Annotated in this window: 15 protein-coding genes and 1 tRNA gene; 7 read left to right on the top strand and 9 right to left on the bottom strand. The window is 69.5% G+C overall.

Annotated elements, in window-relative coordinates; all coding sequences use genetic code 11:
- Positions 1 to 83 precede the first annotated feature (83 nt).
- From bcp to AC3AGO_RS21695, 5 genes are all read left to right on the top strand, one after another.
- Entirely contained in the window at positions 84 to 557 is a 474-nt protein-coding gene (gene bcp / locus AC3AGO_RS21715; protein WP_487821889.1) for a thioredoxin-dependent thiol peroxidase, read from the top strand.
- Between the two features lie 101 nt (positions 558 to 658).
- Positions 659 to 2,197: an MFS transporter gene (locus AC3AGO_RS21710; protein WP_487821888.1), complete on the top strand. Its 1,539-nt coding sequence runs from the start codon at positions 659 to 661 to the stop codon at positions 2,195 to 2,197.
- Between the two features lie 162 nt (positions 2,198 to 2,359).
- Positions 2,360 to 2,989 carry an HNH endonuclease gene (locus tag AC3AGO_RS21705; protein ID WP_487821887.1) on the top strand — a complete coding sequence of 210 codons (630 nt, stop codon included), beginning with the start codon at positions 2,360 to 2,362 and terminating at the stop codon, positions 2,987 to 2,989.
- On the top strand, positions 2,986 to 3,825 hold the full coding sequence (locus AC3AGO_RS21700; protein WP_487821886.1) for an HNH endonuclease signature motif containing protein: 840 nt from the start codon (positions 2,986 to 2,988) through the stop codon (positions 3,823 to 3,825). Before AC3AGO_RS21705 ends, AC3AGO_RS21700 begins: the two co-directional genes overlap by 4 nt.
- 11 nt (positions 3,826 to 3,836) lie before the next feature.
- A tRNA-Leu gene (locus AC3AGO_RS21695) sits at positions 3,837 to 3,911 on the top strand.
- Positions 3,912 to 3,958: 47 nt separating this feature from the next.
- On the opposite strand, the gene rdgB is transcribed toward AC3AGO_RS21695, so the two are convergent.
- The 4 genes from rdgB to AC3AGO_RS21675 form a co-directional block, all read right to left on the bottom strand.
- Positions 3,959 to 4,594, bottom strand: coding sequence for an RdgB/HAM1 family non-canonical purine NTP pyrophosphatase (rdgB, locus tag AC3AGO_RS21690; RefSeq protein WP_487821885.1), 636 nt, complete (start codon positions 4,592 to 4,594; stop codon positions 3,959 to 3,961).
- 62 nt (positions 4,595 to 4,656) lie between these two features.
- Entirely contained in the window at positions 4,657 to 5,070 is a 414-nt protein-coding gene (locus AC3AGO_RS21685) for a hypothetical protein (protein ID WP_487821884.1), read from the bottom strand.
- Between the two features lie 132 nt (positions 5,071 to 5,202).
- Positions 5,203 to 5,928 carry a ribonuclease PH gene (rph, locus tag AC3AGO_RS21680; protein ID WP_487821883.1) on the bottom strand — a complete coding sequence of 242 codons (726 nt, stop codon included), beginning with the start codon at positions 5,926 to 5,928 and terminating at the stop codon, positions 5,203 to 5,205.
- 126 nt (positions 5,929 to 6,054) lie between these two features.
- Entirely contained in the window at positions 6,055 to 6,288 is a 234-nt protein-coding gene (locus AC3AGO_RS21675; protein WP_487821882.1) for a PTS sugar transporter subunit IIB, read from the bottom strand.
- Positions 6,289 to 6,549: 261 nt separating this feature from the next.
- Here AC3AGO_RS21675 and AC3AGO_RS21670 point away from each other — a divergent pair, with 261 nt between their 5' ends.
- Positions 6,550 to 7,854: a PTS transporter subunit EIIC gene (locus tag AC3AGO_RS21670; RefSeq protein WP_487821881.1), complete on the top strand. Its 1,305-nt coding sequence runs from the start codon at positions 6,550 to 6,552 to the stop codon at positions 7,852 to 7,854.
- A gap of 275 nt (positions 7,855 to 8,129) precedes the next feature.
- Positions 8,130 to 9,395 carry a PTS transporter subunit EIIC gene (locus AC3AGO_RS21665; protein WP_487821880.1) on the top strand — a complete coding sequence of 422 codons (1,266 nt, stop codon included), beginning with the start codon at positions 8,130 to 8,132 and terminating at the stop codon, positions 9,393 to 9,395.
- A gap of 72 nt (positions 9,396 to 9,467) precedes the next feature.
- Here AC3AGO_RS21665 and AC3AGO_RS21660 read toward each other — a convergent pair whose 3' ends face one another.
- The 5 genes from AC3AGO_RS21660 to AC3AGO_RS21640 all read right to left on the bottom strand — a co-directional run bounded on the left by AC3AGO_RS21660 (position 9,468) and on the right by AC3AGO_RS21640 (position 12,595).
- Positions 9,468 to 10,229 (bottom strand): MBL fold metallo-hydrolase, encoded by a 762-nt coding sequence (locus tag AC3AGO_RS21660; protein WP_487821879.1) that lies wholly within the window; start codon positions 10,227 to 10,229, stop codon positions 9,468 to 9,470.
- A 313-nt stretch (positions 10,230 to 10,542) separates the two neighbouring features.
- Positions 10,543 to 11,493 carry a PLP-dependent cysteine synthase family protein gene (locus AC3AGO_RS21655; protein ID WP_487821878.1) on the bottom strand — a complete coding sequence of 317 codons (951 nt, stop codon included), beginning with the start codon at positions 11,491 to 11,493 and terminating at the stop codon, positions 10,543 to 10,545.
- Positions 11,493 to 11,771 carry a MoaD family protein gene (locus tag AC3AGO_RS21650; RefSeq protein WP_487821877.1) on the bottom strand — a complete coding sequence of 93 codons (279 nt, stop codon included), beginning with the start codon at positions 11,769 to 11,771 and terminating at the stop codon, positions 11,493 to 11,495. Before AC3AGO_RS21650 ends, AC3AGO_RS21655 begins: the two co-directional genes overlap by 1 nt.
- A gap of 132 nt (positions 11,772 to 11,903) precedes the next feature.
- On the bottom strand, positions 11,904 to 12,038 hold the full coding sequence (locus tag AC3AGO_RS21645) for a putative leader peptide (protein WP_487821876.1): 135 nt from the start codon (positions 12,036 to 12,038) through the stop codon (positions 11,904 to 11,906).
- 131 nt (positions 12,039 to 12,169) lie between these two features.
- Positions 12,170 to 12,595, bottom strand: a complete 426-nt coding sequence (locus tag AC3AGO_RS21640; protein WP_487821875.1) for a M67 family metallopeptidase — start codon at positions 12,593 to 12,595, stop codon at positions 12,170 to 12,172.
- Between the last annotated feature and the right edge of the window lie 49 nt (positions 12,596 to 12,644).

Here is a 12,644-nt window from a genome sequence, read left to right as displayed (position 1 = left end):
ACCTCGCTCCACGCCCCACGGCACCCCCGACAGTTACGCTCAAGCGTGTACGGATTCCCTGCCGAACCATCCCAGGAGTGCACATGAGCGAGCGGCTCCAGCCGGGCGACACCGCCCCGGACTTCACGCTTCCCGACGCCGACGGCAACGAGATCTCCCTCGCCGCCCACCGCGGCCGGAAAGTCATCGTGTACTTCTACCCCGCCGCGCTGACCCCCGGCTGCACCAAGCAGGCCTGCGACTTCACGGACAATCTCGAACTTCTCGCCGGCAACGGTTACGACGTCATCGGCATTTCCCCCGACAAACCGGAAAAGCTGGCCAAGTTCCGCGAGAAGGAAGACCTGAAGGTCACCTTGGTGGGCGACCCCGCCAAGGAGACCCTGGAGGCCTACGGCGCCTTCGGCGAGAAAAAGCTGTACGGCAAGACCGTCACCGGCGTCATCCGCTCCACCGTCGTCGTCGACGAGGACGGAAAGGTCGAACGGGCCCTCTACAACGTCAAGGCGACCGGCCATGTCGCCAAGCTCCTCAAAGACCTCTCCATCAGCGCCTGAACACCACCTCAACACGCGGTGGAGCACGCTGAAACGTGGCGAACGCCACTCATGACGCCGCATGAGGAGTAAGGGGCCCGGTGTGCGGTACAGATAAGGCCATGCACACCGAGGCCCCCGCGCCGCCGGACCCGGAAGCCGCGAAACGGCACCGGACGCTTTACCGGGCGATGAAGCGCAGACTGCAGCCGAAAATCCGTCGCAGTGACATCACCGTCACCGACGAGAAGACCGTAAGGCGCGCGACGAAAGCCGCGGCACTGGGCAATGCCATGGAGTGGTTCGACTTCGGCATCTATGCCTACCTCGTGGTCACCATCGGCCATGTCTTCTTCCCCGGCGGCGGCGCCACCCAACTCCTGCTCTCCTTCACCACCTTCGCGGCGTCCTTCATCGTGCGCCCGCTCGGAGGCCTGTTCTTCGGTCCGCTCGGTGACCGCATCGGCCGCAAGAAGGTCCTGGCCCTGACCATGATCCTCATGGCCGCCGGAACCTTCTGCATCGGCCTGCTCCCCGGCTACGCGTCCATCGGCCTCACCGCGCCGGTCCTGCTCCTGGTGTGCCGTATGGTGCAGGGCTTCTCCACCGGCGGCGAATACGGCGGAGCCGCCACCTTCATCGCCGAATACGCCCCCGACAAGAAGCGCGGATTCTTCGGCAGCTACCTCGAGTTCGGCACCCTCGCCGGCTACACGGGCGCCGCAGGCCTCATCCTCGTCCTCAACACCGTGCTCGGCTCCGCCGCGATGGAGAGCTGGGGCTGGCGCATTCCGTTCCTCATCGGCGGACCCATCGGCCTGGTCGGCCTTTATCTCCGGATGAAGCTGGACGAGACCCCCGCCTTCCAGAAGCTCGCCGAACAGCAGCAGGCGCAGAGCAGCCAGGCGAACGGAAACGGCAACAGCAACGGAAACGGGACGGAAAAGGACACACCACACCTCTCCGAAAACGTTCCGCAAAAGGAGTTCAAGACCCTCTTCGTCAGCCAGTGGCGGCGGCTGCTCATCTGTATCGGGCTCGTCGCGGCGTACAACATCTGCCACTACATGCTGACGTCGTACATGCCCGCCTATCTCACCGACGAGCTGGGCTACAAGAACTCCATGGAACTCATCGCGGCCATCATCGCGATGGTCGCCATGATGGCCGTCATCCACCGCGTCGGACATCTCAACGACCGGATCGGCCGCAAGCCCGTCCTCATGGCCGGCATGATCGGCTTCCTGGTGCTCACCGTCCCGGCGTTCTGGCTCTTCCAGCAGGGCAGCTTCATCTTCGTGCTGCTCGGCCTGATGATCCTCGGCGCCTGCCTGGTGTGCCTGCTCGGCACCATGTCCGCGACCCTGCCCGCGCTCTTCCCCACCGACGTGCGGTACGGCGGACTCTCCATCGGCTACAACATCGCCGTGGCCGCGTTCGGCGGCACCGCGCCCGCCATCATGACGTTCCTGGTCAACAGCACCGGCAGCAAGATGGCCCCCGCCTACTACGTCGCGGCGGCCGGCCTCGTCGGCATCATCACCGTCGCCTGCCTCAAGGAGACCGCACGCCAGCCCCTCGAGGGCTCGCCGCCCGCGGTCGCCACCAGGGAAGAGGCGGAAGAAATGGCCCGCGCCCAGAGCCAGGACCCCGCGTTCTGACCTGAAGCCACCCGCGGAACAGCGACGCGAAGGCCCCAAAGCCCGCCCCCCGGGCCGGCTTTGCCCCTCCGCGTCGCTGTTGCGCGCGGGGCGTAACCCCTCCCGCCCCGGCTCGTTCTCCAGTGCGAAAGAGGAACAAGCGGATCGATCCGGGGAGGGGTCGTGGGATCCCGCTACAGCCGCGAGGAGCTGACGGAAGCGGTGGCCCGCTCCGAGACCCTCACCGAAGCGCTGCGCCGGATCGGCCGGGAGCCCACCCCGGGCAGCCGGAGGTACGTTCGCGGGCTGCTCGCCGCCTGGGGCGTCGACACCACCCACCTGGAACGGGACGGACTCCGGCACAGCGCGCGGAGGTTGCGTGAGGAGGTCCGCGCCTCCCGCAGCACCGCGGAAGTCGTCCGCCGCCTCGGCCTCTCTCCCGTGGGCGGCAATCAAGCCCACATCGGCCGGCGGATCGCCGAACTCGGCATCGACACCTCGCACTTCAGAGCGGAACGCCGCGTTCCCGCCCCTCGGCGGACTGCGGACGACCTGCTCGGGCTGCGGCTCCCCGAAGCCGGCCGGATTCCCGGAGAACGCCTGCGAAGAGCCCTGCTGCGCCGCGGCGTCCCCGAGTCCTGCGCCGTGTGCGGTGTCGGTTCCGAGTGGAACGGAAAGCCGCTCCGGCACGAGGTGGACCATCGCAACGGCGACTGGTGGGACAACCGTCCCGGCAATCTCCGGCTGCTCTGCCCCAACTGCCATGCCGTCACGGACACGTACCGCGGAAGGAAGCGGGGGCCCGCGGCGTGACGCCCCGCGGCACCTTCGGCCGGGAACGTCTCGCCCGCACGGCGGCACAGGCCCGGAGCCATGTCGACATGCTGCGGCGGCTGGAGGTGCCGCCCGGCAACACCACGAGGAACTACCTCCGTCAGCGTCTCCGCCATTACGGCATCGACACCCCGCACTTCGTCGAGGAACCACTCCCCGCCCGCGAGCGGCGCAGCTATCCACGGGAAGTCATGGAAGAGGCAGCCGCCCACAGCCACAGCATCCGGGAGATGCTCGTCCGCATGGAGGTGCCGCCGCAGGACTGGTCGTACAGTCACGTGCGGAAGCGGCTCACCCACTTCGGCATCGACACCTCGCACTTCACCAGCGGCCGTGATCGCGGCACGGCTGTCCTGCCGTTGGAGACGCTGGCTCCCGCGGTCGCCTCCGCACGCAGCATGCGGCAAGTGCTGCTCCGCCTGGGCCGGGCGGACAACGGGGCCGGCCGTGCGCTGGTCAGGCGCAGCATCGCCGAACACGGCCTGTCCACCGAGCACTTCACCGGGCAGGCCCACGCCGCAGGGTCACGGTCACCGGCGCGCAAACCCGCGCAGGACGTGCTGCGTCTCAGCCCTCCGGGCTCCCCGCGGACGAGGACAGCCATGCTGCGGCGCGCGCTCGACGACCTCGGAGTGGCCCACCTCTGCGCCGCATGCGGTCTCGGCGACTCCTGGCAGGGCAAGCGGCTCGTATTGGAGGTCGACCACGTCAACGGCGACCGGCTCGACAACCGCCCGGCGAACCTCCGTTACCTCTGCCCGTCCTGTCACAGCCAGACGGGAACCTTCTCGAAGCGCCGCCGGGAAGCACAGTAGAGTGACACCGCGGGTCCGTACCCCAGTTGGCCAGAGGGCGCCGGTTTAGGTCCGGTGTGTCGTCGGTTCGAGTCCGACCGGGCCCACGCGCATCGGGCGCGGCTCCCCTCGGGCGCCGCGCCCTTCCGCTGCCTCAGCCCAGCAACTCCCGTACGACCGGGGCCAGGGCGCGGAAGGCCTGGCCTCGGTGGGAGATGGTGTTCTTCTCGGCCGCGCTGAGTTCGGCGCAGGTGACCGTGTAGCCGTCGGGCTGGAGGATCGGGTCGTAGCCGAAGCCGCCGGAGCCCGACGGGGCGTACCGCAGGGTGCCGCGCAGCTGTCCCTCGACCACGCGCTCCGTGCCGTCGGGAAGGGCGAGCGCCGCCGCGCAGGCGAAGTGCGCGGCGCGGTGGGTGTCGTCGATGTCGGAGAGCTGCGCGAGGAGCAGGTCGAGGTTGGCCTGGTCGTCGCCGTGCCGGCCGGCCCAGCGCGCTGAGAAGATGCCGGGCGCGCCGCCCAGGACGTCGACGCAGAGACCGGAGTCGTCGGCGACGGCGGGCAGGCCGGTGGCACCGGCCAGCGCGTGTGCCTTCAGCAGCGCGTTCTCGGCGAAGGTCACCCCGGTCTCCTTGACGTCGGGGATCTCGGGGTACGCGTCGGCGCCGACCAGTTCGAGGTCGAGGCCCGCGTCGCTGAGGATCGCCTGGAGTTCGGTGACCTTGTGGGCGTTGCGGGTGGCGAGGATCAGTCGGCCGGTGCCGGGGGTGCCCGGAGTGCTGGAGGTGCTCATGCGGCCCATTGTCCCGTCGCCGGGGCCCGGCCGGAGCCGGGCCCCGCGGCGTGGGCCGGATGTCAGCCGGGCTTGCAGACGTTGGTGAGTTCGTTGGCGGCGCTGCCGACCTTGCCCGTGTCGGGGGTCCTGCCGGCGTCGACGTCCTTGCGGGCGTCGTCGACGGACGAACGGAGGTCGTCCACGGCCTTGTTGACGTCGGTGTCGCCGGTGCTGTCCCCGATCTTGTCCAGATTCTTGTCGATCTTGTCGAGGGACTGCTGGGCCTGTTCGGGGCTTTCGGTGGCGTTGGACGCGGCCTGCTGGAGGTCGTCGGCGGCCTGCGCGACGGTGGTGGCCGTACGGGCGCAGTCCAGGGCCTTGTCGACGGCCCCGCAGCCGGTGAGCGCGACGGCGGCGAGCGCGGTCGCGCTGAGGGCTGCGGCGGTGGTGAGGGCGGGCTTGCGGCGCACGGCGGAGGTCCTCTCGGGTGACATTGGACGGGCCGTACGGCTCGACCCGTACGGCCCGTACCTCTCATGACGCTTCAATGGAGCGCAAAGTTTCCCCGTGCCGCCCGGAAATTGTTCCGCGCGGCGCGGATGGCCGTCCGCGCCGCGCGCGGAAGGTCAGTCGCCGAGGGCGGTCCGCTGTGCGCCGTCGAGCTGGAGGCAGCCCTTGACGGCCAGGTCGAGCAGCGAGTTGAGCTCTTCGCGGGCGAAGGGCTCGCCCTCGGCGGTGCCCTGGACCTCAACGAAGCGGCCGTCGCCGGTGCAGACGACGTTCATGTCGGTCTCGGCGCGCACGTCTTCCTCGTAGCAGAGGTCGAGCAGCGGTTCACCGTCGACGATGCCGACGCTGATCGCGGAGACGGTGCCGGTGAGGGGCTGATTCTTTGCCTTGATCAGCTTCTTTTCCTGGGCCCAGGCGATCGCGTCGGCGAGGGCGACGTACGCGCCGGTGATGGCGGCGGTGCGGGTGCCGCCGTCGGCCTGGAGGACGTCGCAGTCGAGCACGATGGTGTTCTCGCCCAGCGCCTTGAAGTCCACGACGGCGCGCAGGGAGCGCCCGATGAGGCGGGAGATCTCGTGGGTGCGGCCGCCGATCTTGCCGCGGACGGATTCGCGGTCGCCGCGGGTGTTGGTGGCGCGGGGCAGCATGGCGTATTCGCCGGTGACCCAGCCCTCGCCGCTGCCCTTGCGCCAGCGCGGTACGCCTTCGGTGACGCTGGCGGTGCACAGGACTTTGGTGTCGCCGAAGGAGACGAGGACGGAGCCTTCGGCATGCTTGCTCCAGCCGCGTTCGATCGTGACGGGGCGCAGCTGGTCGGCCGTTCGGCCGTCGATACGTGACATGGGGGCGAGCCTAGCCCGCCCATACGGAAAGGCCCGTTCCGGGCGAGGGGAACAGGCCTTTGCCGTACGGTTTTCCGTCGCCGCGGCGTTACGTCTCCGTCGCCGCGGGGCGTCACGGGAGTCCGCTCACATCATGTCTTCGATCTCCGCGGCGATGGGGTCGGCGTCGGTGCCGATGACGACCTGGACCGCGGTGCCCATCTTGACGACGCCGTGTGCGCCGGCGGCCTTGAGGGCCTTCTCGTCGACGAGGGAGGCGTCTTCCACCTCGGTGCGGAGGCGGGTGATGCAGCCCTCCACCTCGGCGATGTTGTCGAGGCCGCCGAGTCCGGCGACGATCTTCTCAGCCTTGCTGGCCATGTCTCTCTCCTGATGTCTCGGAGCGGCGGAGTCCCGCTGGTGGCGGGTGTTTTCTCACGCTAGCCCACGTTCAGACCACGTTCGCGGGCGTATGCCCGGTGCGTAGCGAATTATGGCGATCACCCGGCGTCACGCCCCGGTCGTCGGCCGGAGCATCACGCCACTAGAGGTCTACACCAGTATGCGTCAGGCAGCCGGGCCCGCGCCCACGGGGCATGACCGGAGCGGAGCGGGGGCCGGCCGGCAGGCGGGAGGCGATTCGTGAGTTCCAGCACCGCGGCGGCTTCGGGGGGCAAGCCCGCGCCCCAGTGGAGGGCCGGTCTGTTCCAGGGGCTGCAGAAGATGGGGCGCAGTCTGCAGCTGCCGATCGCGGTGCTTCCCGCGGCCGGCATCCTCAACCGGCTGGGCCAGCCGGATGTGTTCGGCGCGGAGGGGCTCGGCTGGAACAACGTCGCGAAGGTGTTCATGGGTGCCGGCAGTGCGCTGCTGGACTCCTCACTCGGTCTGCCGCTGCTGTTCTGCGTGGGCGTCGCGATCGGTATGGCGAAGAAGGCGGACGGCTCGACGGCGCTGGCGGCGCTGGCGGGTTTCCTCGTGTACTACAACATCCTCCACCAGTTCCCGGAGTGCGCCGGGGGTGCCTCGTTCAGCAACGGGACCTGTCTGGCGAAGGACGGTACGACGGCTCCGGTGACGTACCAGAATCCGGGGGTGTTCGGCGGCATCGTGATGGGGCTGCTGGCGAGCTGGTTCTGGATGCGCTTCCACCGGGTGAAGCTCGTGGACTGGCTGGGCTTCTTCAACGGGCGGCGGCTGGTGCCGATTCTGATGGCGTTCGTCGCGCTGGTCGTCTCGGTGCTGTGTCTGTGGGTGTGGCCGCCCATCGGTGACGCGCTCACCAGCTTCAGCAAGTGGATGGTGGATCTGGGCGCTTGGGGGTCGGGCGTCTACGGCGTGTTCAACCGTGCGCTGATCCCGATCGGCATGCACCAGTTCCTGAACACCTTCATGTGGTTCCAGTTCGGGGACTTCACCAAGCCGGACGGTTCGATCGTGCACGGCGACATCAACCGGTTCCTCGCCGGGGACCCGACGGCGGGTCAGTTCACGTCGGGCTTCTTCCCCGTCATGATGTTCGCGCTGCCGGCGGCGGCGCTGGCGATCACGCACGCGGCGCGTCCGGAGCGGCGCAAGGTCGTCGGCGGCATGATGCTCTCGGTGGCGCTGACGTCGTTCGTCACGGGCGTGACCGAACCGCTGGAGTTCTCCTTCATGTTCATCGCGCCGCTGCTGTACGTGCTGCACGCGATCCTCACGGGTGTCTCGATGGCGGTGACGTGGGCGCTGGGGGTGCACGACGGCTTCAGCTTCTCCGCGGGCTTCATCGACTACGTCATCAACTGGGGCCTGGCGACGAAGCCATGGCTGATCATCCCGATCGGTCTGTGCTTCGCGGTGGTCTACTACGTGGTCTTCCGCTTCGTGATCGTCAAGTTCGATCTGAAGACGCCGGGCCGGGAGCCGGAGGAGCTGGCCGAGGAGCTCGAGCAGGAGAACACCAAGTGACGCCGGTCGTCTGAGCGTCGGGTACGACGTCCTCCGCGCGGTACCCAAGCGGCCCCCGAGTCCCCGGACTTGGGGGCCGCTCGCTGTGCGCCGCCCGCGGTGGCGCGAGGGCCGGGCGGGGCGCGGGAGAACGGTCGATAACCATTGGGATTCGGCCGTTCCGCGGGGGGCCGGGCACATGTTAAGAATGGTCTAAACCACTGTTGTGGTGCTGACCGAGTTTGACCACCTCGCGGGCCGTCCCCTCAGCAGCGCCCGTTTCACCAGGAGGATCGATGAGTACGGACGCCGCTGCGGCTCCCGCGAAGAAGCGGGGCGCGGGAGCGATGGCAGTCGCCCAGCGCATCGGGCGCAGCCTCATGCTGCCGATCGCCACCCTGCCCGCCGCCGCCCTGATGGTCAGGCTGGGGCAGGACGACATGCTCGGCCGGGCCGGCTTCCCGGACTTCCTGAACCGCGTCGCGGAGTTCCTCAACGCGGGCGGCAGCGCCCTGCTGGACAACATGCCGCTGCTGTTCGCCGTCGGCATCGCGGTCGGCTTCGCCAAGAAGTCGGACGGCTCGACAGGACTGGCCGCCGTCGTCGGCTACCTGGTCTTCAAGAACGTGCTGGAGGTCTTCACCGACCCGAGCATGCCGAAGGTGCCGGAGGCGCAGGGCGGAAAGGTCGTCGAGGTGGCGCCGCCCGTCGACGCGGGTGTGCTCGGCGGCGTGGTGATGGGCATCGTGGTGGCGCTGCTCTACCAGCGCTACCACCGGAAGAAGCTCCCCGACTGGCTGGGCTTCTTCGGCGGCCGCCGCCTGGTCCCGATCCTGTCGTCCTTCGCGGGCCTCGTGATCGCCATCGTCTTCGGCTACATATGGCCCGTGCTGGGCACCGGTCTGCACAACTTCGGTGAGTGGCTGGTCGGTTCGGGCGCCACCGGGGCCGGCATCTACGGCGTCGCCAACCGGGCGCTGATCCCGGTCGGCATGCACCACCTGCTCAACTCGTTCCCCTGGTTCCAGGCCGGCAGCTACGACGGCAAGCACGGCGACATCGCCCGCTTCCTCGCCGGGGACCCCACCGCCGGACAGTTCATGACCGGCTTCTTCCCGATCATGATGTTCGCCCTGCCCGCCGCCTGCCTCGCGATCGTCCACTGCGCGCGTCCGGAGCGGCGCAAGGTCGTCGGCGGCATGATGCTCTCGCTCGCGCTCACCGCCTTCGTCACCGGCGTGACCGAGCCGATCGAGTTCACGTTCATGTTCATCGCGCCGGTGCTGTACGGCATCCACGCCGTCCTCACCGGTGTCTCGATGGCCCTGACCTGGGCCCTGGGCATGAAGGACGGGTTCGGCTTCTCGGCCGGCGCGATCGACTTCGTGCTGAACCTGGGCATCGCCAGCAAGCCCTGGTTCCTGGTGCTCGTCGGGCTCTGCTTCGCGGTCGTCTACTACGCGGTCTTCCGCTTCGCCATCCTCCGCTTCGACATTCCCACGCCGGGCCGTGAGCCCGAGGAGGACATGACGAAGGAGGACAAGGAGCAGCTCACCAAGTAGCGGCCGGCGTACGGACGTTCGAGGGGCCCGGGACCGTGTGCGGTTCCGGGCCCCTTCGCCGTGTGCGGGTGCTCAGACGACGTACACCGCGCCGGGGCGGGCCAGTTCGACGGGGCCGTCGAAGACCGACTTCGCGTCGCGCAGGTTGATCTGCGCGTCGGTCCACGGCGGTACGTGGGTGAGGACCAGCCGTCCCGCGCCGGCCTCCTGCGCGCACACGCCCGCTTCCGTGCCGTTCAGGTGCAGGTCGGGGATGTCCTCCTTGCCCTCCGTGAACGACGCCTCGCAGAGGAACAGGTCGGCGCCGCGGGTGAGCGCGCCGAGCTCCGCGCACGGGCCGGTGTCTCCCGAGTAGACCAGCGTCCGGCCGGTCTCCCGGTGCTCGATCCGGAAGGCGTACGCCTCGACGGGGTGCGCGACCAGTTCCGTGCGGACGGTGAACGGGCCCAGCTCGAACGTGAGGCCGGACGCGAGCGTACGGAAGCCGAAGACCTCGCTCATGGCGTGCTCCGACGGGATGTCCCCGTAGGCGGTGACCAGCCGCTGTTCCGTGCCGTCCGGCCCGTAGACCGGTATCGGCGCGCACCGGCCGCCCTCGTGCCGGTAGTAACGCGCCACCCAGTAGGCGCACATGTCGATGCAGTGGTCGGCGTGCAGGTGGCTGAGCGCGATCGCGTCGAGGTCGTAGAGACCGCAGTGGCGCTGCAGCTCGCCGAGGGCTCCGTTGCCCATGTCGAGGAGCAGCCGGTAGCCGTCGGCCTCGACGAGGTAGCTCGAACAGGCCGAATCCGCGGACGGGAACGACCCGGAGCAGCCGACGACGGTGAGCTTCATGGAGCGGGAACCTCCGTTGGCGGCCGGTGAGGTGGGCCCCATGCCGGGGGCGGCGCGGGGTGAGGGGATTTCCCGAGCGTAAGGCGCGTGGCAGCCGTTGACTCCTCCGGACGGCTCCGGTGTGTGCGGAATCACCGGCCCGGGGTAGCGCCGTCACCCTTCGTGCTGCCTCCTCGGAACCCGGCCGTGCGCTGCGCCGGGGCAAAGAGAAGCGCCGCCGGTGGCGGTCCGGCGGCGCGGGGGTGGGGCGGGCCCGCTCGCGCGGGAGCGGGCCCGGCGCCCCGCGCAGTGGGCGGGGCGTGAGCGGCGGCGGTCAGGCCCAGAGCTGGCCCTGCAGCGCCTCGACCGCCGCGTCCGTGGACTCGGCGGTGTAGATGCCGGTGGACAGGTACTTCCAGCCGCCGTCGGCGACGAGGAAGACGATGTCCGCGCTCTCGCCCGCGCGCTGGGCCTTGCGGCCCACGCCGATGGCGGCGTGCAGGGCAGCGCCGGTGGAGACGCCGGCGAAGATGCCCTCCTGGGCGAGGAGTTCGCGCGTACGGGTGACGGCGTCCTCGGAGCCGACGGAGAACCGGGTGGTGAGCACCGACTCGTCGTACAGCTCGGGCACGAAGCCCTCGTCGAGGTTGCGCAGCCCGTAGACGAGGTCGTCGTAGCGCGGCTCGGCAGCGACGATCTTGATGTCCGGGTTCTGCTCGCGCAGGTAGCGGCCGGCGCCCATCAGGGTGCCGGTGGTGCCGAGTCCGGCGACGAAGTGCGTCACGGACGGCAGGTCCGCGAAGATCTCGGGGCCGGTGCCGGCGTAGTGCGCACCGGCGTTGTCCGGGTTGCCGTACTGGTAGAGCATCACCCAGTCCGGGTTCTCCGCGGACTTCTCCTTGGCGACGCGCACGGCGGTGTTGGAGCCGCCGGCGGCCGGGGAGGAGATGATCTCGGCGCCCCACATGGCGAGCAGCTGGCGCCGTTCCTCGCTGGTGTTCTCCGGCATGACGCAGACGATGCGGTAGCCCTTGAGCTTGGCCGCCATCGCCAGCGAGATGCCGGTGTTGCCGGAGGTCGGCTCCAGGATGGTGCAGCCGGGCGTCAACCGGCCGTCCTTCTCGGCCTGTTCGATCATGTGCAGGGCCGGGCGGTCCTTCACGGAGCCCGTGGGATTGCGGTCCTCGAGCTTGGCCCAGATCCGCACGTCGTCGGAGGGGGACAGGCGCGGCAGCCGCACCAGCGGGGTGTTGCCCACGGCGGCCAGCGGTGAGTCGTAGCGCATCAGCGCGAGCCCCCGGCGACTGCCGGAAGGATGGTGACGTTGTCGCCGTCGGACAGCTTGGTGGAGATGCCGTCGAGGAACCGCACGTCCTCGTCGTTCAGGTAGACGTTCACGAAGCGGCGCAGCTCGCCGCCGTCGACGACGCGCTCCTGGATGCCCTCGTGCCGGTTGTCGAGGTCCTGGAAGAGCTCACCGATGGTGGCGCCCTCGCCGGTCACGGACTTCGCGCCGTCGGTGTAGGTGCGGAGGATGGTCGGGATGCGGACCTCGATGGCCATGGTGGGCTCCTGTCGGGGAGTGGTGTGGGTGCGTGCGTGGGCGGCGTACCTGTGCGGTACGCGCGGGGAGGCCGCGCCCGGGGCCGGTGGGGGCGGGCCGCGCCGCGCTGTGGCGGCGGGCGGGCCCGGCGGTCAGTGGGACGCGGCGGCGCGGCGCTCGGCCGGCTGACAGATGGCGCTGGCGAGGCGGCACAGATCGACGTGCAGGCGCCCCACGAGCAGCATGCCCGGGGTCTTCTGAAGTGCGCTCACGCCGTGGACAACCATGGGCTCATCGTAACGATTCCCGGACCCGGAATCGGATGCGTGTTTCATGATGCGGACTCTTCTGTCTCAGATCGGCGGGGCCGTCCCGGAGCCGCTGCCGTCGCGGCTCCGCGGGCCCGGTACGCGCCGGCTCAGTACGCCTCGACGACCTCGACCTCTTCCTCGGTCACCGTGCCGTCCACGATGCGGAAGGAGCGGAAGGAGAACGGGCCTTCGTCGTTGCCGCACTCGGCGGTGGAGACCAGCACGTAGTGCGCGTTGGGCTCGTTGGCGTACGTGATGTCGGTGCGCGAGGGGTAGGCCTCGGTGGCGGTGTGCGAGTGGTAGACGACGACCGGTTCCTCGTCGTTGTCGTCCATCTCGCGGTAGAGCTTCAGCAGGTCCGCGGAGTCGAACTCGTAGAACGTGGGCGAGCGCGCCGCGTTGAGCATCGGGATGAAGCGCTCGGGCCGGCCCTGGCCCTCCGGTCCCGCGATCACGCCGCAGGCCTCGTCGGGGTGGTCCTCGCGGGCGTGGGCGACGATCTTGTCGTGCAGCTCCTGGGTGATGGTCAGCATGCCCGCCACAATATGCGGGTACGGCAGCGGGCCGGACCGTACCCCCGAG

Source organism: Streptomyces sp. BL1 (assembly GCF_057628045.1).
Note: the sequence above shows the minus strand (reverse complement) of the source record. Positions and strands in the feature narration are given on the sequence as shown.

Excerpts from the sequence above, each read along its gene's own strand:
- bcp (WP_487821889.1), top strand. The coding sequence starts at position 84 with ATGAGCGAGCGGCTCCAGCCGGGCGACACCGCCCCGGACTTCACGCTT.
- AC3AGO_RS21710 (WP_487821888.1), top strand. The coding sequence starts at position 659 with ATGCACACCGAGGCCCCCGCGCCGCCGGACCCGGAAGCCGCGAAACGG.
- rdgB (WP_487821885.1), bottom strand. The coding sequence starts at position 4,594 with ATGAGCACCTCCAGCACTCCGGGCACCCCCGGCACCGGCCGACTGATC.
- AC3AGO_RS21685 (WP_487821884.1), bottom strand. The coding sequence starts at position 5,070 with ATGTCACCCGAGAGGACCTCCGCCGTGCGCCGCAAGCCCGCCCTCACC.
- rph (WP_487821883.1), bottom strand. The coding sequence starts at position 5,928 with ATGTCACGTATCGACGGCCGAACGGCCGACCAGCTGCGCCCCGTCACG.
- AC3AGO_RS21675 (WP_487821882.1), bottom strand. The coding sequence starts at position 6,288 with ATGGCCAGCAAGGCTGAGAAGATCGTCGCCGGACTCGGCGGCCTCGAC.
- AC3AGO_RS21665 (WP_487821880.1), top strand. The coding sequence starts at position 8,130 with ATGAGTACGGACGCCGCTGCGGCTCCCGCGAAGAAGCGGGGCGCGGGA.
- AC3AGO_RS21660 (WP_487821879.1), bottom strand. The coding sequence starts at position 10,229 with ATGAAGCTCACCGTCGTCGGCTGCTCCGGGTCGTTCCCGTCCGCGGAT.
- AC3AGO_RS21655 (WP_487821878.1), bottom strand. The coding sequence starts at position 11,493 with ATGCGCTACGACTCACCGCTGGCCGCCGTGGGCAACACCCCGCTGGTG.
- AC3AGO_RS21650 (WP_487821877.1), bottom strand. The coding sequence starts at position 11,771 with ATGGCCATCGAGGTCCGCATCCCGACCATCCTCCGCACCTACACCGAC.
- AC3AGO_RS21645 (WP_487821876.1), bottom strand. The coding sequence starts at position 12,038 with ATGGTTGTCCACGGCGTGAGCGCACTTCAGAAGACCCCGGGCATGCTG.
- AC3AGO_RS21640 (WP_487821875.1), bottom strand. The coding sequence starts at position 12,595 with ATGCTGACCATCACCCAGGAGCTGCACGACAAGATCGTCGCCCACGCC.